We start from the raw sequence: 19,220 nt of genomic DNA, 5'->3' as shown, positions 1-19,220 counted from the left end.
AGCGATGAATAATCATTTTTTTGACTTAATAGAACATACCAACCGAAGTGTTTTTCTTACCGGAAAAGCAGGAACGGGAAAGACAACATTCCTTAACGAATTTGTAAAAAAAACACGGAAAAAACACATCGTCGTAGCGCCTACAGGGATTGCTGCAATCAATGCAGGTGGAGTAACTATTCATTCGATGTTTGGATTGCCTTTGCGTACTTTTTTGCCGACAACAGACAGGGTTGATGGAAGTTTAGGAAATAATATTGCAGATCTTCAACAACATTTTAAATACAGAAAAGACAAACTCAAGCTTTTGCGAGAGGTTGAAGTTCTGATTATTGATGAAGTCTCGATGCTGCGCGCCGATGTTTTGGATATGATGGATTTTTCACTTCGTTTTATCCGACGAAATAATCAGCGTTTTGGAGGTATTCAGATGTTATTCATCGGAGATTTGTATCAGCTTCCGCCTGTGGTGAGAGATGAGCATATTTTAAAAATGTTTTACCAGTCTCCTTTCTTTTTTGATAGTCTTGCGATCAAAGATATCCCATTATTAACCATTGAACTGACCAAAGTGTACCGTCAAACTGATGAGGAATTTCTTGAAATTCTCAACGCAATCCGTGACGGCGATGTTGCCAATATTGATTTTGAACATTTAAATGAAAGATTTAATCCAGGTTTTAATGCGGGTGAAGATTCTTACATTTATCTCTGTTCGCACAACAAATTGGCAGACGATATCAATCAGCAAAAGTTGGCAGAGATAAAAGTTTCTCCTTCTACATTTGAAGCAAAACTTTTTGGTGAGTTTAAAGAAAACCAATATCCAAACGAGCAGTTCTTAGAGTTGAAAATTGGCGCTCAGGTTATGTTTATCAGAAATGATATCTCAGGAGAGAAGAAATATTTTAACGGAAAATTGGGTGAAATTTCAGCTTTAGATGAAAAAGAAATTAAAGTTGTTCTTGAAGGCAGTGAGCGAGAGATTACCGTAAAAAGAGAAGTCTGGGAACAGAAAAAATATTCTTTAGACGGAGAAAAAAATATTAAAGAAGAAGTTTTAGGAAGTTTCGAGCAGTTTCCAATAAAATTAGCTTGGGCGGTCACGATTCATAAAAGTCAGGGTTTGACGTTTGATAAAGTGATTATTGATGCGGGAAAAAGTTTCACTGCAGGTCAGGTGTATGTTGCTTTATCGCGTTGCCGAACTTTGGAAGGTATTGTTTTAAAATCTAAAATCACTCCTGAAGTTATTTTTAAAGACAACAGAATTCTGCAGTTTCAAGGCGCAACTTTTGCCAATGACAATGTGGAAGAAATTCTGAACAGAGAAAAATATGATTACAGCATCAGAAAAGTGCTTCGTTCTGTAGATTCTCAATGGCTTTTAAGAGAAGTGGAGTTGTGGAATAATCTTTCGATTACCACCAAAAGCATCGATCATGCGAAATCTAAGCAGTTGTATCTTCAACTGAAACGTGACGTTGTTAATTTGGGTAAGATTTTTGAAAAATTAGAACGGATTATTTTCCAGAAAGTAAACAATTTCATTAACCAAACTGAGGAATGGAGCGAGATTGAAAGTAAGACCAAAGGTGCTGTTAATTTCTTTTTCAGTGAAGTGAAGGATAAAGTTTTCAGTCCGCTGAAAGAATTTTATTCCGAAATAAAAGGAGTGAAAGGTCTGAAAAATTATAATGAAGAATTGAGAAGCTGGCTGGAAGATATTGAAGAATATCTGAATGGTCTGAAAACCGCTCATCTTCTGGAAACGAAACTTTTAGACGAAAAAAACGACAAAGAAGTCAGCATGAAGATTGCGAAAGTTCCGTCTCAGGTTCTGACTTTCCAATTGTTTGAACAGGGAAAAACCATTTCAGAAATCGCTTTGGAAAGAGGTTTGGTCAAAGAAACGGTTTTGGGGCATTTGGCAAGATTTGCCGAGCAGGGTTTGCTTGATTTGTCGAGAGTAATCACTTCAGATAAAATTAAAACATTCGAAAAAGCTTTTAAAACTGATCCGAAAGAAACTTTAAACGAATGGAAAACGGCATTGCCTAATGATTTTGATTTTAATGAAATCAGGATTTTGATAAATCATTTTAATTTTTTGAAAGAGAAAGGGAGGTCTTAATTTAGGTAAACTTTATTATGGTGTCTCCAGTAATAATTGCTCAACCTCTTATTAGATTGATTTTTTGATATTTAATATAGTGCTTACCCTGATTTTTAAATAACTTTTTAATTATTTTACCTATTATTTGTTAGAGTATCTCTTCAATAAGTTCATCAAAATCTTTAATAGAATTATTTAAATCATATTTTTCAAAGTTGTTTTGATTTCTTAATAGTTTGATTTGACCTATTTCAAGATCGGAACGACATATTTCATACACATCAAATTTATGCTCGGAGTTTTGCTTAATATCTTTGTAGTTTGATGGATGTGCTGCAATTTTATTTCTGAGGATTATAAGTTCATTTTTAACTAATCTTTATGAAAATGTTTTTTTTTGTCTTGAAGTTTGAAGACATCCATTAAATTTTCTATTGCAAATCTTTGTATTCTTCTATTATTGATTTCATTATAATTTTAGATTTTGAATTAAATAAATATCTAATAGTTTTTTCATGAACTATACAATCCACCCTATCAATTACAAAAAGTAACCAATGCGATTTATTAACTTTAAATTTGTATTTCATTTTCCTAAAAGAAAAATGTATACATATGAAAAACTTTGAAATATCTGTTTTAGACCTTGCTCCCGTAAAGCAAGGAAAAAGCATTAATGATACTTTTCAGGACAGTTTGTCTTTGGCAAACTTTGCTGAAGATTTAAACTATAAAAGATTCTGGCTTGCCGAACATCACAATATGGAAAGCATTGCCAGTTCGGCAACTTCGGTTCTGATAGGGTTTATTGCCAACGGAACAAAAAAAATCCGAGTCGGTTCAGGTGGAATTATGCTTCCCAATCACAGTTCATTGGTGATTGCCGAACAATTCGGAACCCTGGAATCACTTTTCCCCGGAAGAATAGATTTAGGTTTGGGACGAGCTCCCGGAACCGATGGTTTAACGGCTCAGGCTTTGGGAAGAAATCCCGCCATTATCAATGAACAGTTCCCCAGACAGATTTTAGAATTACAGCGATATTTTTCTGAAGAAAACTCAAACGCATTGGTGCGTGCGATTCCAGGTGAAGGTTTAGATATTCCAATGTATATTTTAGGTTCAAGTACTGACAGTGCTTGGTTGGCCGCTGAATTGGGTCTTCCGTATGCTTTTGCAGGACATTTCGCTCCGGAACAGATGGAAATGGCTTTTAAAATTTACAGAGAACATTTTGAGCCTTCACAATATTTAGACAAACCCTACATTATCGCCTGTGTGAATGGAGTAGCCGCAGAAACTTCTGAAGAAGCGCATTTGCTTTCTACGACATTGTTTCAGGCATTTACCAATATCATCAGAAATGACAGAAAACCTTTTCCTGCGCCGGTGGAGGATATGGATGCCATTTGGTCGGCAATGGAAAAATCGATGGTTTTGCAGAAACTGAAATTCAGTTTCATCGGTAATCAAGAGGAGATCACTGAGCAGCTTAAAGCCTTTCACGAAAGATATCAGGTGGATGAATTAATGATCAATTCTCATATCTATGATCATCAAAAAAGATTAGAATCTTACAGGATTATTAAAAGAGCTGCAGACTCTTTATTCAATGCGTAACAAACCATCCATATTAATTGTTGATGCTTATTTTTATGAGTATCTTTGCGAAAATTAAAGTAAAAATGTCTGATTTTAAATTAAATACTATTCCAGAGGCTATTGAAGACCTTAAAAATGGTAAAATAATCATAGTAGTGGACGATGAAGACAGAGAAAATGAAGGAGATTTTCTTTGTGCTGCCGAATTGACGACTCCAGAACTTATCAATTTTATGGCGTATCACGGAAGGGGGCTAATTTGTATGCCGCTTCCTGAAAAAAGGTGCGACGAACTTGGTTTGGATATCATGGTAAGCAGAAGCAGTGATCCTAAAGAGACTGCATTTACTGTATCTGTCGATCTTTTGGGTGACGGTACTTCTACCGGAATTTCTGCAGGTGACAGAGCGAAAACAATCTTGGCTTTGATGGATGAAAAGGCTAAGCCTACTGACTTTATGCGTCCGGGTCATATTTTCCCGTTGCGTGCTAAAAAAGGTGGAGTTTTGAAAAGAGCAGGACATACTGAAGCTGCTGTCGATTTAACTTGTTTGGCAGGTTTAAAAGAGGGTGGTGTGATCTGTGAAATCATGAACGAAGACGGAAGTATGTCTCGTTTGCCGGAACTGTATGCTTTCGCACAGAAACATGATATGAAAATCGTTTCCATCGAAGATTTGATTCATTATCAGCTTAAAAAGGGAAATTTAATTGAAAGAATTGAAGAAAGAGAAGTGAAAACTGCTTATGGTGAGTTTGATTTCTTAGCTTTCAGAGAAACTTCTAACGATCAGATTCACTTTGCTTTAACGAAAGGATCTTGGACGGTTGACGAACCTGTGTTGGTGAGAGTACAGTCTTCTGATTCTTATTTTGATGTTTTAACCAGATTAAACAATGGTGAAAAGCCTCAATTGGAAAAAGTAACCGGCATGATCAATGAAGCTGGAAAAGGAGCGATTATTTTTATTAATAACGTGTCCAATTCTGAAAATACATTGAGAAAGCTACAGCAGTTCTTGAATTATCAGGATGGTCAGCAAAAACACCCGACTGCATCTTTCAATTACCGTGATTACGGTATCGGAACTCAGATATTAAAGAATTTAGGAATTAATAAATTTAAAGTAATCACTCAGAATCCTAACGTAAAACCACAAGTTGGTGGTTATGATGTTGAGGTAACGGAGATGGTGCAGCTGTAAAGTGAAATTTTAATTATGAATTCACTTTATTGTCAATTTTTGATATTGTTAGAATTCTCTTGTGAAGCAAAATTTGCGATTCACAGTTCAAAATAAAAAATGGCTTGATAAAATCAAGCCATTTTTATTTCGTCGAAATTTCTAAATCCGTTGAGGAAATCTTTCACATTCATTCTTTTCTTTCCTTCTAATTGTAGTTCCAGAGGAAAATAAATTCCGTCTTTTGTGTAAATTTTAAATTCGTTTTTTGAAATATCTAAAGTTCCGGAAGTTTTTCCATGATTTACAACTTCAAATTTTCCACCGTAAATTTTCAGGCCTTTATGTTCTTCCCCGATTTTCAAAGTAGTGAAAGCTGCGGGATAAGGTGACATTCCTAAAATAAACTGATGAACTTCTTTTGAATTTTTACTAAAGTCAATTCTGGTATCTTCTTTAAAGATTTTAAAGGCGTTTTTTGGATATTCAACCTGGGGTTGAGGTTTTTCTGTGATTGAATTTTCAGATAAGCCATCAAGCGTTTTTACGATTAATTTTGCGCCCATTTCCATAAGTCTGTCGTGAAGACTTCCAGCATTTTCATCGGGTAAAATTTCGATTTCTTCTTGTAAAAGAATGTTTCCTTCATCAATTTTTTCATTGATGAAAAATGTAGTGGCTCCGGTTTTTTCTTCACCATTGATCACTGCATAATTGATGGGTGCAGCTCCACGATAATCAGGAAGCAAAGAAGCATGAAGATTGAAAGTTCCCAGTTCAGGCATTTCAAACAAGATTTTCGGCATCATCCGGAACGCAACGACAACGAAAACGTCAGCATTTAAACTTTTTATTTCTTCTAAAAACTCTGGGTTTCTTAATTTTTCGGGCTGTAAGATGTGTAGATTATTTTCAGCGGCAAATACCTTTACAGCTGATTGATTGATTTTCTGTCCGCGTCCACTCGCTTTGTCAGCAACGGTCACAACGCCTACTACCTCGTGATTTGACTGATGGATAGCTTCTAAAGCTGTCTTTGCAAACTCGGGTGTACCAAAAAAAACGACTTTCAATGATTTCATGATGCAAAGATAAAGGTCTTTGATTTATTTAAAAAATAAAAGATTAAAAATGGAAAGTCTTTAGGATTGCTTATTTCAGCGCGTACGTTCGAAAGTTCAGCATTTTTACTTTTCCTGAATCAAGAAGAAAGATGAGACTTTCTAAAATATCTTCTTTTGCATGAAAATTTAACTGAATCGAAAGTTCTTCAATGGTTGCCGGTTTTTCAGCTAGTAGATTGACAATTTCCGAAGACATATTTTTTCCAAAAATAGATTTTTTATTTTTTTCACAAACTGTACACTGTCCACAGTTTTTTGAATTTTTTTCACCAAAGTAAGCAAGAATCAATTTCATTTTACAGTAGGTAGAATCTTCGATGTAGAATTTCATTTCTTCCCACTTTTGAATTTTATTTTTTTGAATCTGTTCAAACAGTTTCCAATACATACTATTTGTCACCCTTTCATCTCTTGGTTTGAGAAATTTTACACTTGCCAAAGCACCGTCGATGTATTCAAGATAATTTTTCTGTTGTAGTTCTTTTAATCTTTCTTTGATTAAATGAATGCTTACTCCGATTTTATCGCTGACTTTTTGCTCACTGAACATTACTTTGTGTGTCGTAATGCCTGAGACGGTGCGTAAAAGAAGCTCAACAAAATAGGCATCTTTCTGAGGAATCTGATCAATTTCGTCAGCTTTTATTGAAAGTTCCAAAGATGACAAACTTTTATTGCTGTTATAATAAATGATTTCCTGAGTATGTAGAAAATTTAAGACGTTTTTAATTTTAGCAGTTGAAAGTTTGGTGAAGTTTTGAATTCCGGAAATATTTAATTGAAAAACCTTTTCGGGAAGTTCAAATTCAGCTACCTGAAATTTAGAATATAAATAGGAGATAATCTTCAAAAATTCAGCTTTATTTGGAATTTGATTTCTAAGAATCTGATCAAAATTTAGAATTTCCTGCTGATCCCAAAGCATGAACGCAAAACTTTTCTTTCCGTCTCTTCCGGCACGACCAATTTCCTGATAATAATTTTCAATCGACTGAGAAGGGGAGAAGTGGATAACGAAACGAACGTTGTCTTTATCGATACCCATCCCGAATGCGTTGGTAGAAATTAATACATTCTCATCACTGTTGTTCCAGAAATTCTGTCTTTCGTTTTTTTCTTTCGTTGTTAATCCTGCATGGTAGTAATCTACGTTGCTTATCTTATTTCTATGAAGATATTCTGTGAGCAACTCTGCATCTTTTCTTGTTCGTACATAGATGATTCCGGATTCTTTTGCATATTTCAAAATGTTAAAAATCCTCTGATATTTGTCGGAAACTTCCTCGAAAAAAATTTTGATATTGCTTCGCTTAAAACTTTTTTGGAAGACATTAGGCTTTTTTAATTCAAGCTTGTTTTTAATTTCCTCTAAAACTTTTGGCGTAGCTGTAGCGGTTAACGCAAGACAAGTAATTTCAGGATTATTTTTTCTGAAATCTTTTATGTTTTGATAACTCGGCCTGAAATCTTGTCCCCATTCTGAAATACAGTGCGCTTCATCGACTGCAATAAATGAAAGTTGAATTTCCTCCATCTGCTGAATAAACTGAAAATTGGTCAGCCTTTCCGGTGAAACGTAGAGTAGTTTTGTTAAACCATCTTTACAGCGGTTGTAAATAACTTCCGCATCGAAATCATCGAGTTCTGAGGATAAATACTCCGCTTCAATTCCTCTAAATTTCAGCTGATTGACCTGATCTTTCATTAATGCTAACAGAGGAGAAATAACCAAGCAAACACCCTCTCTTAACAAAGCCGGGAGTTGATAACAAAGAGATTTCCCCGCACCGGTTGGTAAAAGTACCAAAGTATCATTTCCCGTGATGACAGAATCGATGATATCGCCCTGAGAATCTCTAAAGGTATCATAGCCCCAAAAATGTTTAAGGGTTTTATTTTTCAGTTCCTGGAAATCGTGAGAAGAAATCATCCTGTAAAAATATAGAAACTAATTTAACAAAAAAAGTCACGCAATGCGTGACTTTTAAAATATATAAGAAGTTTATTATTTAGCTTCGAAATAAACTCTTCTGTTTGCTCTGTTTTTCCACTCAGGACATTTAGTAGCTGGGTCACACTCAGGATATTTAAGGTCTTTTTCACCTCTACCTACTGCGTTGATTTTAGAAGAATCTACACCATTTTTAATCAAATAGTTTTTCACACTGTTTGCTCTTCTTTCAGATAATTTTTGATTATACGCATCAGAAGCTCTTGTATCAGTTGCTCCAATTACAGTATAAGCACCGTTCGAAGAATTGATATAGCTAACAGCATTATTAAGAATAGGTGTGTTTGAAGGTAAGATTCTGTCAGAATTTAAGTCAAACTCAATTCCTTCCATAGTTCTTTCAGTCTCAACTACAGGACCTGTTGGTGTAGTAGGAGTAAGCGGACAACCGTCATTTTCTACGGGTCCAGGTACCGTTACACACTTGTCGTAAAGATCAATTACACCATCTAGATCTGCATCAAGAGCAACACCAGCACCATCAACTCTTGCACCGGCAGGAGTATCAAGCTGTCTGTCCCAATCGTCACAAACACCGTCGTTATCAGTATCTCCTTTCTTACAAACTTCGATATCTTGGTTTTTATCAGCTAAAACATCTAGTTTATAGTAAATTTCCTGCAATGGATCGTGCCACATCAAGTGTGATTCGTGTTTTCCTAGTTTCAAAGATAGACCTACTGTAGCATTGAAGAAGTTGTCAGAAACCTGATCTTCTCTTTTGTTGATTGTGCTGTATTGTGCACCACCACCGTCAAATTGATCATCAGTAGTTACAACATACATCAATCTAGTCTCTAGATCTATTCTTCTGTTTACTTTAAATTTAAGTCCAGCACCGGCTTGACCAAAGAATGAATCAAATTTAAAAGGCTTAACCTCAGTCATTAATCTCTGACCTGCAGCATCTTTTAAATAAGCTCTATATGCTAATGTTCCTACACCTGCGTATCCGTGCAGTGCCCATCTGAATGTAGATTTATTATCAACTCTCCTTAGAAGATTTGAAAAGTTAATATCTCCCAATACAGAGATTGCATCATATTGGGTTCTAGCTCCTTCTTGTCCGTTTACAGCAGGATCTTTAGTGTTGAAATATCCCTGTCTGGTCTCACCTCTATCATATTGAAGATTGATCCCAAATGCATGTGTAATTGCTTTATCAACACTTACGTAAGCAGAATAACCAAAAAGATTTTTTCCGTTACCGTTTTTTATTGATGTCAAATCTGCTGACTGCATTAAAGGGACACCTGCTCCAAAAGATATAGCCCAATCGTTAAATCTTTTAGATTTTTGTGTAAACGGGGATATATTCGCAGAGCCTGATGAGAATGTATTTGGATATCCTTCATTTGAAACTACCGCTATTGAATCCTGTGCAAACCCTGCAGTTGGAACTGCTAAAGCCAATGCAACAATTGCTAAACTTAATTTCATAGTGTATTTTTTTATTTAGTTATTAAATGTTTGTTTTTTTTGATAATCTGATTACTTTGGGCAACCATTATTATCGGTAGATCCAGCTACTGTAACGCACTTATCATATAAGTCAATTACACCGTCAAGATCCATATCTAAAGCTATTCCAGAACCATCTACTCTTGCCCCGGAAGGTGTGTTCAATTCTCTGTCCCAGTCATCACAAACACCATCGTTGTCATTGTCACCTTTTTCACATACCACAAACTCAGCTGCGGTGTTTTCTAGTACATGGCTTCTATAGTATATTTCCTGTAAAGGATCGTGCCAAGATAGATGTGTTTGATGTTTCCCTAATTTAAATGATAATCCAAGATTAAATGCCATCATCGCGTCTGAGTATGAGTCATTTATCAGGTTGTAATTTATTCTGTCTCCGGCTGGCGTATCAAGAGATCTGCCTTCACCGCCACCGTCAAATTCTTCATCGAAGCTATTAATATACATTACCCTTGCTTCAACATCAATCAATTTTGATACATTATATTTCAAACCAAGACCTGCCTGCATAAAGAATGATTCTATGCCAAGTTTCTGATCGTTCATAATAGGGATTCTTGGTGGGTTCGTACTCCATCTAGAAGCATCAGCGTCTATTAATTCTGTTTTAAAACCCATCAAACCTCCACCTAAATAACCATGAAGAGCCCATCTAAAAGGTGATTTGTTATCAACCCTTCTCAAAAGATTTGAAAAATTCACATCTCCTAAAAGGGAAACCTGATGGAATTTAGTCCACGCATTGGCAATTCCGGCAGCAGGGTTGGTCGGAAGTTGAGCTTGTTGCTTGGTTTCACCCATTTGGTATTGTAAACTCAAACCAAAAGTGTGTGTAATTTGCTTGTCTACACTTGCATAAGCATTCCAACCCCAATTGATTTTGTCTTCGTGAAATGAAGTTACATCAGCAAAAGTCATAAAAGCAGGACCTCCACCAATTGATATAGACCAATCATTGAATTTTCTTGCTTTATTGTCAAATTTTTGAATATTTGCAGAACCAGAAGAGAACGTATTGGGGTACTGGTCTGAAGTACTAACTGCTATACTGTCTTGAGCATAAGTAGCTATAGGTAATGTCACCAATAATAGTAAACCTAATTTCATACAATGTTTTTTATTATGATTAAATAAAATCTTTTAATAATATTCTGGAGAATTCCCTTTCGAAAAGATGTTTTTTATGAGGGATTTCTAATCTTTTGGAAGTGAATTTCAACCCATTAAACGTAATGATATCTATATCTATAATTCTATCTGTATAACCACCTGATACTATTGAATCATTAACTCTACCCATGTCAATTTCAATTTTCTTTATGTAATTAAGTAACTGAATAGGCGAAAAATGAGTAAACATTATTGTTGCAATATTACAAAAATTATTGGAACTTACAAATTCTACTGCCTCAGATGTTAAATATTCACTGTTTTTTAATAGATCTCCTGCTTCCTTTAGTTTATTTAATGCAGTATTAATATTATTTTTTTTATCACCAATGTTACTTCCAAGTAACAAAACGACCTTATGCTGCGACATATTGAAAAATGATTATTTTATGAAGAGTTTCTTTAAAAATGTTTTGGCAAATATAGTAGCAATTGTGGTACTGTGTGCGGTGTTTTTCTTCTTTTTTATCATCATGATAGTTTTTGGGTCAATGAGTGATGAGAAATCTGTGAGTGTAAAAAAGAATTCTGTTTTAACGATTAATCTGAATACCGATATCATCGACAGTCCCACAGAGGATCAGCAAAGTATCTTCAGTGTAAACAAGAAAAATACAAGCATTTTGATATATGATGTTTTAGAAGCGGTAAGAAAAGCGAAAGCAGATGATAATATCAAAGGAATTAGTATTGAGGTTGACAATCTTAATGCAGGAATTACACAGATTGATGATTTGAGGTCTGCAATTGAGGATTTTAAGAAAAGTGGAAAATTTGTCTATGCTTATGGTAATACTGTTTCTCAATCTTCTTACTATTTAGGATCTGTTGCTGACCGTTACTATCTGAATCCTTCTGGCGGTATTGAGTTGAAAGGTCTTTCAACAGAAGTTACTTTCTTTAAAGATTTTGCGGAAAAATACGGAATAGGTATTGAAGTAATCCGTCACGGAAAATTTAAATCTGCGGTTGAACCGTTTTTAAGAAACGATATTTCACCTGAAAATAAGGAGCAATTAAGTACGCTTCTTAATGATATCTGGAATAATACATCTTCTAAAATTGCTGCGTCTAGAAAGATGGATGTGAATCAGTTCAGAACTGTAGTAGACAGTTTATACGGAATGATTCCTGATTTAAGTGTGCAATATAAATTGACCGACAAGCTGATTCAAAAAAGTGAGTATGATCAGATGATCAGAACAAAGTTGAGTTTGAAGGGAGATGATAAATTAAATAAAATTTCTCTAACAAAATATATAGACTCTTTCTCTGATGATGATAAATCAGGAGAAAAAGTGGCGGTACTTTATGCTTCCGGTTCTATTAATAGCGGTGATGGGTACAGTGATATTTATTCTGAGAAATACATTAAATATATTAAAGATCTTCAGGATGATAAAAAAGTAAAAGCTGTGGTATTGAGAATTAATTCTCCAGGAGGAAGCGCAAATGCTTCGGATGAGATTTTGTTCGAACTTCAACAGTTAAAAAAGAAAAAGCCCTTGGTTGTTTCTTTCGGTGATTATGCGGCATCCGGTGGTTATTATATTGCCATGGCTGCAGATAAAATCTACTCTGAACCCAATACACTTACAGGGTCTATAGGTGTTTTTGGAGTTCTACCTTATTTCAAAGATTTGGCCAACAAAAACGGCGTGCGTTCTGATATTGTTGCTACCAATGCCAATGCAGCGTATTATTCTTCATTAAACGGATTGACACCTTATGGAGTAAATTTAATGACCAGAAGTGTTGAGGGAACTTATAAAAGATTTGTACACTTTGTAACGCAAAACAGGAAAAAATCTTTTGAAGATATCGATGCTGTCGGTGGTGGTAGAGTGTGGAGTGGCACTCGTGCAAAGCAGATCGGTTTAGTAGATGAACTAGGAAGTTTGGAAGATGCCGTAAAATTTGCAGCACAGAAAGCAAATTTAAAAAAATATAATGTTTCTTCATATCCAAAGAAAATGACAGCTTTTGAGCAGATATTTTCAGATTTAAATGAAGATGATATCTCTGCAAGAGTGATCAAAAATAAAATTGGTAAAGCAAACTATGAAATTTTAGAGCAGATTACAGATAAGAAACTGAAGTCTGAGGTTAAAATGGAAATGCCTTATCAAATTAAAATCAACTAAATTATATTGTTCATAAAAAATCCGGATTTGAAATTTCAAATCCGGATTTTTATTTTGTTATAGTTTGTTATTTCTTACTTACCATCCTATAAATTGCAAGTAGAAGAACTGAACCTCCAATTGCTACAAGGAAACTTGAAAGGTTGAATCCTGTAACATCCACTCCGAATATCATAGATCCTATCCATCCTCCAAGCATACTTCCCAATATACCAATGATGATTGTTATCACCCAACCTCCTGGGTCATTTCCAGGATGAAGTGCTTTTGCGATTGCGCCTGCGATAAGGCCGAAAATGATCCATGTTAAAATCCCCATAGTTTAAATTTTTTAATGTTAATTAATTTGGTTTATTTTTCAAGAAATAAAGATGAGTTATCTCTTCTTGAAGAATGAATCTACAAACTCTGTACCATTAAATAATTGTAAGTCCTGCATCTTCTCGCCAACACCGATGTATTTCACGGGAATCTGAAACTGATCAGAAATTCCGATGACCACACCGCCTTTTGCGGTTCCGTCTAATTTTGTAACTGCCAAAGCGTTAACTTCAGTCGCAGCAGTGAATTGTTTTGCCTGTTCAAATGCGTTTTGCCCTGTTGAGCCATCCAATACCAATAAAATCTCGTGCGGAGCATCAGGAATTACTTTCTGCATTACTCTTTTAATCTTAGAAAGCTCATTCATCAAATTAATTTTATTGTGAAGTCTTCCTGCTGTATCTATGATTACTACATCGGCATTTTGAGCGACGGCACTTTGTACAGTGTCAAAAGCAACCGAAGCTGGGTCAGAGCCCATTTCCTGCTTCACAATTGTTACTCCGGCTCTTTCGCTCCAAATCGTCAGCTGATCTACAGCAGCAGCACGGAAAGTATCTCCTGCGCCCAGAATTACTTTTTTTCCATCAGCTTTAAATTGATGAGCTAATTTTCCGATTGTGGTTGTTTTTCCTACACCGTTTACTCCTACGACCATGATGACATAAGGTTTTTTTGAAGTGTCGATGTTTCCAGTGTTTGCCTGTGGGTTTTCTAATAACAGACCTGAGATTTCCTCGCGAAGAATGCGGTCCAGTTCGCTCGTGTTGACGTACTTATCTCTCGCGATACGTTCTTCTATTCTCTGGATGATTTTGATGGTGGTAGACGCGCCTACATCGGAAGCGATAAGTATTTCTTCAAGATCATCAAGAACCTCGTCATCTACTTTGCTTTTGCCGACTACGGCTTTTGTCATTTTTTCAAAGAACCCCTGATTCGATTTTTCCAAACCTTTATCTAAAGTTTCTTTTTCTTCTTTTTTAAAAATATTTTTAAACCAACTCATCTTAGAATTTTCATTTTTATAAGCTTACTTTGTCTTGTACATACAAAGATAGCAAAAAAACTACCCAAAATATGAGTAGTTTCTGTATTGTAAATAAAGTAACAGATTATTTTTTCAAATAAGCGTCAACTTCGTCTGCATTCATTACTTTTTCTTCGAAAACGTAAGCTTCTGATTTAGAAGACTTCACCATTTTCACAACTTTAGTCATTTTTTTTGACTGTCCGCTTTGTAGGGTTGCTACTACTTTCTTTGCCATGGTAAATTATATTTATAAATTACTTGATTTCTTTGTGAAGGGTAGATTTCTTAAGAACCGGATTGTATTTTTTCAATTCCAATCTCTCTGTAGTGTTCTTTTTATTTTTTGTAGAAATGTATCTAGACATTCCTGGCATACCACTTTCTTTGTGCTCTGTACATTCAAGAATTACTTGAACTCTGTTTCCTTTTTTTGCCATGATTTAGTTCTTTTTAATCAATCCTTCTCTGATGCCTCTTTCGATAGCTTCTTCGATTCCAATCTTGTTAATGATTCTCAATCCATGAGCTGAAACTTTTAAAGTAACGTGCTTATCTTGCTCTGGAAGGTAAAATTTCTTCTCCAATAAGTTAATTTCAAAACGACGCTTCGTTTTGTTATTAGCGTGGGAAACGTTGTTACCAACCATTGCACGCTTTCCTGTTATCTGGCAAATTCTTGACATATCTCGATGTTCTTATTTGTATAATATTTGAGGTTGCAAAATAACGAATAATTTTTTAGACAGACAAGTTTTATGTAAAACTTTTATAATAAATATTTGTCTTTTATTTTTATCCTGAACCGATTTTAAATTAATATTACTTTAATACAGCGGTATTTAGCTGTTTCAAACTATTGTGTTTAAAAAAATATCGTAGAAAATATTTTTTCAATTAGGCTTTCTTTTTCTGCCATTTATCCTGAAATTTTTTAATTAAAAAATAAAACAGCAGAAAGCCTAAAGAAAATATTGAAAATCTGGTTAGAAGATCTCCTGCTTTTACGTAAAAAGTTTCTTGATCATAAAGATTTACTTTTGCAAACAGAGCGGTTTGATCGCCGTAAAAAGTATCTTCTAAAATTTCGCCCTTAGCATTGATGTGAGCAGAAATTCCGCTGTTGGCAGATCTAGCAATTTCTCTTCTTGTTTCAATGGCTCTCAGTCGTGCATAAGATAAAAGTTGCTTGTGTCCTTCTGTAACGCCCCACCAAGAATCATTTGTGACGATTGCCAGGAAATTAGCTCCTTTTTTAACGTATTCGGTAACGAATTCTCCATAAATACTTTCATAACAAATGATTGGTGCTATTTTTCCTTTGTTGAATGGATTTGAAAAAGCCACACGTTCTTTGTCTGTTCCTAAAGATGCTACAGTTCCGCCTAAATTGATCATAGCGTCACCCAAAAGCGGCTTAAAAACGCTCATGTAAGGGAATATTTCAACACCTGGAACCAATTTGCCCTTGTGATAAACCTCTACTTTCTGATTGGGAATAATTTGTACCGCAGAATTATAACTTTCAACCCATAATTGGGGATTGATCTGATAGGCTTCTTTGGGTACATTTTCTCCAGGTTTATAAAGACGGTGAGATGAGATTCCTGTTGTAAAAACAGAGCCTGGATGTTTTGTTAAAAATCCTTTTACATCATTCAAAAGTCCGCTTTTTTCAAATGCTGTTTCTGAAATAGAGCCTCTTCCGGGAATTGCGGTTTCAGGGGCTATATAATAGTCTATTTTACCTTTGGTGTTTTCTTCAGCAAGTACCAAAAGTTCTTTAACGATGGTAGCGCTGTCTTTGGAATATTTTTCCGCATAGGGGTCAAGTGCTGGTTGTAGCATCAGAACATTAACCTGGCCGATTGGTTTCTCATCAAAGTTATTAAATTTAACCAAAGAAATAATTATCGGAAGAATGATCAGTAAAGCAATAATCGATGAATTTCTGATGAGATCTTTTCTTTTTCTTCCTGCTTCAAAAACTCTGATGGTATAAAATATCAAGACATTAATCAGTAAAATCCAAAAACTTCCTCCGGTGGAACCTAAAGTATCATACCATTGAATAAACTGTGGGTAATCTGAAAAAACATTTCCTAAGTTCAGCCAAGGCCATGTAAATTCCCAGTTCAAATGAAATTTCTCAAAACTCATCCAGATCGCAACGAAAAAAGCGAGTCCCCAATAGCTTCCCTGTGCATTTTTGTACCAGTGATAACATTGAAATACCAGTGAATATAAAAATGAATTGACTAGTACAGGAAAAACAACCGCAAGTATAGAATGACTGCCGTCTGGGTTTTTTGAACCATACAGCCAACCAGTTGTCACGATATTCCAAATAATAAAGCAGAGGTAGGAAAGTCCGAAAACGACCCAGCTTTTTCTATTGAAATTAGAAAATTTGGAAACACCATGTTCCATCATTAAAAGCGGAACAAGTGCAAAAAAAATAAAAAACGGAATTCCGTACGTGGGCCACGAAATGGACAAAAGCATCGCTGAAATGAGCGTAAGTAAAACGTATTTCATTAAATTATTTTAACACACAAATTTAATGCTTTTGAAATGAATAACTTTGCAAATGATGTTAAAGAAATTTTATAAATTCATCATTTGGCCATACACGATTTTTCTGCTCTATCTGATGTTTTTCGGAATGGGAAGATTTCGATATGATGACAATATTGTAAGGATAAAGCCGGTTGTTTCGACTGTCTGGTTTATTCAGGATACAATAAGTTGGTTTGATATCATTAAAATTGTTATCGGAAATATAGTGATGTTTGTTCCTTTCGGGTTTTTAGGGTGGTTTTTTCCTCAGTTAAAAGATCTTAAAAGTTTGATCATAGCTTTTGTTTCTGCAGTTGTGATTGTAGAAGCGCTTCAGTATTTTTCAAGATTGGGAGTTTTTGATGTAGATGATATCATTCTCAATACTTTTGGTGTTTATTTAGGTTGGCAAATCTGTCGATTTATTGAATTGCGTTTAAAAATTTTAGTTATGTAAACGAAAATTTAATTTTCCTGTAAATCTCTACCCATTCAGTTCCTTGGCTCTTTTTTCTGCATTTAAAATTCCTTTTTGCAGGATTTCCTTGAAATTATTGTCTTCAAAAGTTTTCAAAGCAGCTTCGGTTGTTCCGCCTTTGGAAGCAACATCTTTGATGAGTTCTTCAAGATTTTTATCGGAATTGTTAATCAGGTGATAGGCTCCAAGCATGGTTTGTTTTACGAAAAGTTTAGAGAGGTTTTCGTCAATTCCCATTTGAGTTCCTGCCTTTATCATGGCGTCAACGATGTAATAGAAATAGGCTGGTCCGCTTCCCGATAATGCGGTAACACCGTCGAGTAAATCTTCGTTTTCTAAATAAACTGATCGTCCGGTGCTGTTTAAAAGACGCTCAATATTCATCAATTCATTGAAAGCAATTCCTTCTGCCGAAGTGTAACCGGTAATTCCCATTCCTAAAAGAGTAGGTGAATTTGGCATTGCTCTTACTACCGATTGATGATTGAGTAGTTTCTGGATTTTAGCAATCTTGATTCCTGCCATGATCGAAAGAATCATTTGGCTTTCATTTAGTTTAAATGTGAAATTCTGTGCAACATGCTGAAAGTCCTGAGGTTTTACGGCAATGATAATTAGATCTGCGTCTAATTCTCTAACATTATTAAAAATCGAAATTTTAGATTTCGGAAACTCTTCAGATATTTTTTGAACCTTAGCTTCATTTCTTGTGATCAGCTGAAGGTTTTCGGGTGTTATCAGCTCGTATTTCAGAAACGATTTTGAGAAAGATAATCCCATGTTTCCGGCTCCGATGATGGCGATTTTCATTTGTGTGTTATTTTTCACTGCTAAAATCTCTAATTTTTAAAATTCACAGGCTATGAATCAATAAAAATAGTGATTTTTTTTGCAATTGAAATGTGAACTTTATATTTAAATCATATTCACCTCCCTCTCTAATTCAATCCCGAATTTCTCCTTGACAGACTCAATAATCATCGTCGAGAAATCAAAGATTTCCTTCCCTGTTGCGTTTCCTGTTGCGTTGATGATCACTAAAGATTGTAATTGATGAGAAGCTACGTTTCTTATTTGCTTGCCTTTCCAGCCGCATTGTTCGATCAGCCAACCGGCAGGAACTTTCACAAAGTTACCGTTTGGGTAACCTTGAATGTTTTCAAATTTGTGTTTTAAATCTTCAAATTGAGCCAAAGGAATCGTTGGGTTCTTAAAAAAACTTCCTGCATTTCCAATGACTTTCGGATCTGGTAATTTGCTTTGGCGAATATTGATTACAGCTTTAGAAACGTCCTGGATGCTAGGATTTTGAATTCCTAAATTTTCCAGTTCTGTTTTGATTGCTCCGTATTCAGTTTTGATGAAATGATTTTTTGTTGTCAACTTAAAACTAACTTCCAGAATCACGTATTTTCCTTTTCCCTCTTGTTTGAAAATAGAATCTCTGTAGCCGAATCTGCATTTTTCAAGATCAAATTCTTCAACTTTAAGCGTTTCAAGATTTAAAACTCTGCAGCTTACGAAAACATCTTTTATTTCTGTTCCGTAAGCTCCGATATTCTGCATCGGTGAAGTTCCTACATTTCCGGGGATTAGTGATAAGTTCTCTAATCCGCCATAGTTTTTATTTAAACAAAACATCACGAATTCATGCCAGTTTTCGCCAGCTTTTGCGGTTACTAAGACTTCATTATCACTAATTGTTTCTTCTGAAATTCCTTTTAAATGAAGCTGAATTACCAAACCTTCAAAATCTTTTGTGAACAAAACATTGCTTCCGCCTCCCAGAAAAAGGAGTGGGAGCCCTTCGGCAAACTTATAATGAGAAGTTGTAGAGTCAGATAGCTTGAGGGTTTCAATTAATTCTTCTACAGAATTTACTTCTGTGAAATATCTGGCCTTTGTATCTACACCGAAAGTATTATAAGCTTTTAAAGAAAAATTTTCTTGCATTGAAAAAGGATTGTTTTGAATTGTTTTTTTTAGCTGAAATGAGAAA

General features: G+C 35.1%; 18 protein-coding genes. 5 read left to right on the top strand and 13 right to left on the bottom strand.

Annotated features, from left to right (window positions below; all coding sequences use genetic code 11):
- The first annotated feature begins 4 nt into the window (after positions 1-4).
- The 3 genes from AR685_RS13070 (at position 5) to ribB (ending at position 4,923) form a co-directional block, all read left to right on the top strand.
- Positions 5-2,134, top strand: coding sequence for a helix-turn-helix domain-containing protein (locus tag AR685_RS13070; RefSeq protein ID WP_059124846.1), 2,130 nt, complete (start codon positions 5-7; stop codon positions 2,132-2,134).
- A 597-nt stretch (positions 2,135-2,731) separates the two neighbouring features.
- Positions 2,732-3,736: an LLM class flavin-dependent oxidoreductase gene (locus AR685_RS13065; protein ID WP_059124845.1), complete on the top strand. Its 1,005-nt coding sequence runs from the start codon at positions 2,732-2,734 to the stop codon at positions 3,734-3,736.
- A gap of 65 nt (positions 3,737-3,801) precedes the next feature.
- The gene (gene ribB, locus AR685_RS13060) at positions 3,802-4,923 is read left to right on the top strand and encodes a 3,4-dihydroxy-2-butanone-4-phosphate synthase (protein WP_059124844.1); all 1,122 of its coding nucleotides are present in this window, start codon (positions 3,802-3,804) and stop codon (positions 4,921-4,923) included.
- A 113-nt stretch (positions 4,924-5,036) separates the two neighbouring features.
- On the opposite strand, the gene fmt is transcribed toward ribB, so the two are convergent.
- From fmt to folK, 5 genes are all read right to left on the bottom strand, one after another.
- The gene (gene fmt / locus AR685_RS13055; RefSeq protein WP_059124843.1) at positions 5,037-5,984 is read right to left on the bottom strand and encodes a methionyl-tRNA formyltransferase; all 948 of its coding nucleotides are present in this window, start codon (positions 5,982-5,984) and stop codon (positions 5,037-5,039) included.
- Positions 5,985-6,054: 70 nt separating this feature from the next.
- Positions 6,055-7,956, bottom strand: a complete 1,902-nt coding sequence (locus AR685_RS13050) for an ATP-dependent DNA helicase RecQ (protein ID WP_059124842.1) — start codon at positions 7,954-7,956, stop codon at positions 6,055-6,057.
- 75 nt (positions 7,957-8,031) lie between these two features.
- Positions 8,032-9,477: an OmpA family protein gene (locus AR685_RS13045; protein WP_047444588.1), complete on the bottom strand. Its 1,446-nt coding sequence runs from the start codon at positions 9,475-9,477 to the stop codon at positions 8,032-8,034.
- A gap of 51 nt (positions 9,478-9,528) precedes the next feature.
- A complete protein-coding gene (locus tag AR685_RS13040; protein WP_047444586.1) occupies positions 9,529-10,626 on the bottom strand; it encodes a flagellar motor protein MotB in 1,098 nt (365 codons plus the stop codon).
- A 19-nt stretch (positions 10,627-10,645) separates the two neighbouring features.
- Positions 10,646-11,059 (bottom strand): 2-amino-4-hydroxy-6-hydroxymethyldihydropteridine diphosphokinase, encoded by a 414-nt coding sequence (gene folK, locus AR685_RS13035; protein WP_047444581.1) that lies wholly within the window; start codon positions 11,057-11,059, stop codon positions 10,646-10,648.
- Between the two features lie 19 nt (positions 11,060-11,078).
- On the opposite strand from folK, the gene sppA reads away from it, so the two are divergent.
- Positions 11,079-12,833, top strand: coding sequence for a signal peptide peptidase SppA (gene sppA / locus AR685_RS13030; RefSeq protein ID WP_059124841.1), 1,755 nt, complete (start codon positions 11,079-11,081; stop codon positions 12,831-12,833).
- A gap of 67 nt (positions 12,834-12,900) precedes the next feature.
- On the opposite strand, the gene AR685_RS13025 is transcribed toward sppA, so the two are convergent.
- From AR685_RS13025 to lnt, 6 genes are all read right to left on the bottom strand, one after another.
- Complete coding sequence (locus tag AR685_RS13025; protein WP_047444577.1) at positions 12,901-13,152, bottom strand: GlsB/YeaQ/YmgE family stress response membrane protein; 252 nt, start codon at positions 13,150-13,152, stop codon at positions 12,901-12,903.
- Between the two features lie 57 nt (positions 13,153-13,209).
- Positions 13,210-14,163, bottom strand: a complete 954-nt coding sequence (gene ftsY, locus AR685_RS13020) for a signal recognition particle-docking protein FtsY (protein ID WP_047444575.1) — start codon at positions 14,161-14,163, stop codon at positions 13,210-13,212.
- A gap of 106 nt (positions 14,164-14,269) precedes the next feature.
- On the bottom strand, positions 14,270-14,422 hold the full coding sequence (locus AR685_RS17880) for a DUF4295 family protein (protein ID WP_082002123.1): 153 nt from the start codon (positions 14,420-14,422) through the stop codon (positions 14,270-14,272).
- Between the two features lie 19 nt (positions 14,423-14,441).
- The gene (rpmG, locus tag AR685_RS13015; protein WP_059124840.1) at positions 14,442-14,624 is read right to left on the bottom strand and encodes a 50S ribosomal protein L33; all 183 of its coding nucleotides are present in this window, start codon (positions 14,622-14,624) and stop codon (positions 14,442-14,444) included.
- 3 nt (positions 14,625-14,627) lie between these two features.
- The gene (rpmB, locus tag AR685_RS13010; RefSeq protein WP_034760742.1) at positions 14,628-14,870 is read right to left on the bottom strand and encodes a 50S ribosomal protein L28; all 243 of its coding nucleotides are present in this window, start codon (positions 14,868-14,870) and stop codon (positions 14,628-14,630) included.
- Positions 14,871-15,081: 211 nt separating this feature from the next.
- Positions 15,082-16,722, bottom strand: a complete 1,641-nt coding sequence (gene lnt, locus AR685_RS13005; protein ID WP_059124839.1) for an apolipoprotein N-acyltransferase — start codon at positions 16,720-16,722, stop codon at positions 15,082-15,084.
- A gap of 52 nt (positions 16,723-16,774) precedes the next feature.
- Here lnt and AR685_RS13000 point away from each other — a divergent pair, with 52 nt between their 5' ends.
- A complete protein-coding gene (locus tag AR685_RS13000; RefSeq protein ID WP_317040577.1) occupies positions 16,775-17,200 on the top strand; it encodes a VanZ family protein in 426 nt (141 codons plus the stop codon).
- Between the two features lie 27 nt (positions 17,201-17,227).
- Here the strand turns inward: AR685_RS13000 and proC are convergent, their stop codons facing one another.
- The gene (gene proC / locus AR685_RS12995) at positions 17,228-18,031 is read right to left on the bottom strand and encodes a pyrroline-5-carboxylate reductase (protein ID WP_047444561.1); all 804 of its coding nucleotides are present in this window, start codon (positions 18,029-18,031) and stop codon (positions 17,228-17,230) included.
- 105 nt (positions 18,032-18,136) lie between these two features.
- Entirely contained in the window at positions 18,137-19,174 is a 1,038-nt protein-coding gene (gene murB, locus AR685_RS12990; RefSeq protein ID WP_059124838.1) for a UDP-N-acetylmuramate dehydrogenase, read from the bottom strand.
- Positions 19,175-19,220 lie beyond the last annotated feature (46 nt).

Origin of the sequence: Chryseobacterium sp. JAH, from assembly GCF_001507335.1 — a bacterium.
Classification (GTDB): domain Bacteria; phylum Bacteroidota; class Bacteroidia; order Flavobacteriales; family Weeksellaceae; genus Chryseobacterium.
Note: the sequence above shows the minus strand (reverse complement) of the source record. Positions and strands in the feature narration are given on the sequence as shown.

Excerpts from the sequence above, each read along its gene's own strand:
- AR685_RS13070 (WP_059124846.1), top strand. The coding sequence starts at position 5 with ATGAATAATCATTTTTTTGACTTAATAGAACATACCAACCGAAGTGTT.
- AR685_RS13065 (WP_059124845.1), top strand. The coding sequence starts at position 2,732 with ATGAAAAACTTTGAAATATCTGTTTTAGACCTTGCTCCCGTAAAGCAA.
- ribB (WP_059124844.1), top strand. The coding sequence starts at position 3,802 with ATGTCTGATTTTAAATTAAATACTATTCCAGAGGCTATTGAAGACCTT.
- fmt (WP_059124843.1), bottom strand. The coding sequence starts at position 5,984 with ATGAAATCATTGAAAGTCGTTTTTTTTGGTACACCCGAGTTTGCAAAG.
- AR685_RS13050 (WP_059124842.1), bottom strand. The coding sequence starts at position 7,956 with ATGATTTCTTCTCACGATTTCCAGGAACTGAAAAATAAAACCCTTAAA.
- AR685_RS13045 (WP_047444588.1), bottom strand. The coding sequence starts at position 9,477 with ATGAAATTAAGTTTAGCAATTGTTGCATTGGCTTTAGCAGTTCCAACT.
- AR685_RS13040 (WP_047444586.1), bottom strand. The coding sequence starts at position 10,626 with ATGAAATTAGGTTTACTATTATTGGTGACATTACCTATAGCTACTTAT.
- folK (WP_047444581.1), bottom strand. The coding sequence starts at position 11,059 with ATGTCGCAGCATAAGGTCGTTTTGTTACTTGGAAGTAACATTGGTGAT.
- sppA (WP_059124841.1), top strand. The coding sequence starts at position 11,079 with ATGAAGAGTTTCTTTAAAAATGTTTTGGCAAATATAGTAGCAATTGTG.
- AR685_RS13025 (WP_047444577.1), bottom strand. The coding sequence starts at position 13,152 with ATGGGGATTTTAACATGGATCATTTTCGGCCTTATCGCAGGCGCAATC.
- ftsY (WP_047444575.1), bottom strand. The coding sequence starts at position 14,163 with ATGAGTTGGTTTAAAAATATTTTTAAAAAAGAAGAAAAAGAAACTTTA.
- AR685_RS17880 (WP_082002123.1), bottom strand. The coding sequence starts at position 14,422 with ATGGCAAAGAAAGTAGTAGCAACCCTACAAAGCGGACAGTCAAAAAAA.
- rpmG (WP_059124840.1), bottom strand. The coding sequence starts at position 14,624 with ATGGCAAAAAAAGGAAACAGAGTTCAAGTAATTCTTGAATGTACAGAG.
- rpmB (WP_034760742.1), bottom strand. The coding sequence starts at position 14,870 with ATGTCAAGAATTTGCCAGATAACAGGAAAGCGTGCAATGGTTGGTAAC.
- lnt (WP_059124839.1), bottom strand. The coding sequence starts at position 16,722 with ATGAAATACGTTTTACTTACGCTCATTTCAGCGATGCTTTTGTCCATT.
- AR685_RS13000 (WP_317040577.1), top strand. The coding sequence starts at position 16,775 with ATGATGTTAAAGAAATTTTATAAATTCATCATTTGGCCATACACGATT.
- proC (WP_047444561.1), bottom strand. The coding sequence starts at position 18,031 with ATGAAAATCGCCATCATCGGAGCCGGAAACATGGGATTATCTTTCTCA.
- murB (WP_059124838.1), bottom strand. The coding sequence starts at position 19,174 with ATGCAAGAAAATTTTTCTTTAAAAGCTTATAATACTTTCGGTGTAGAT.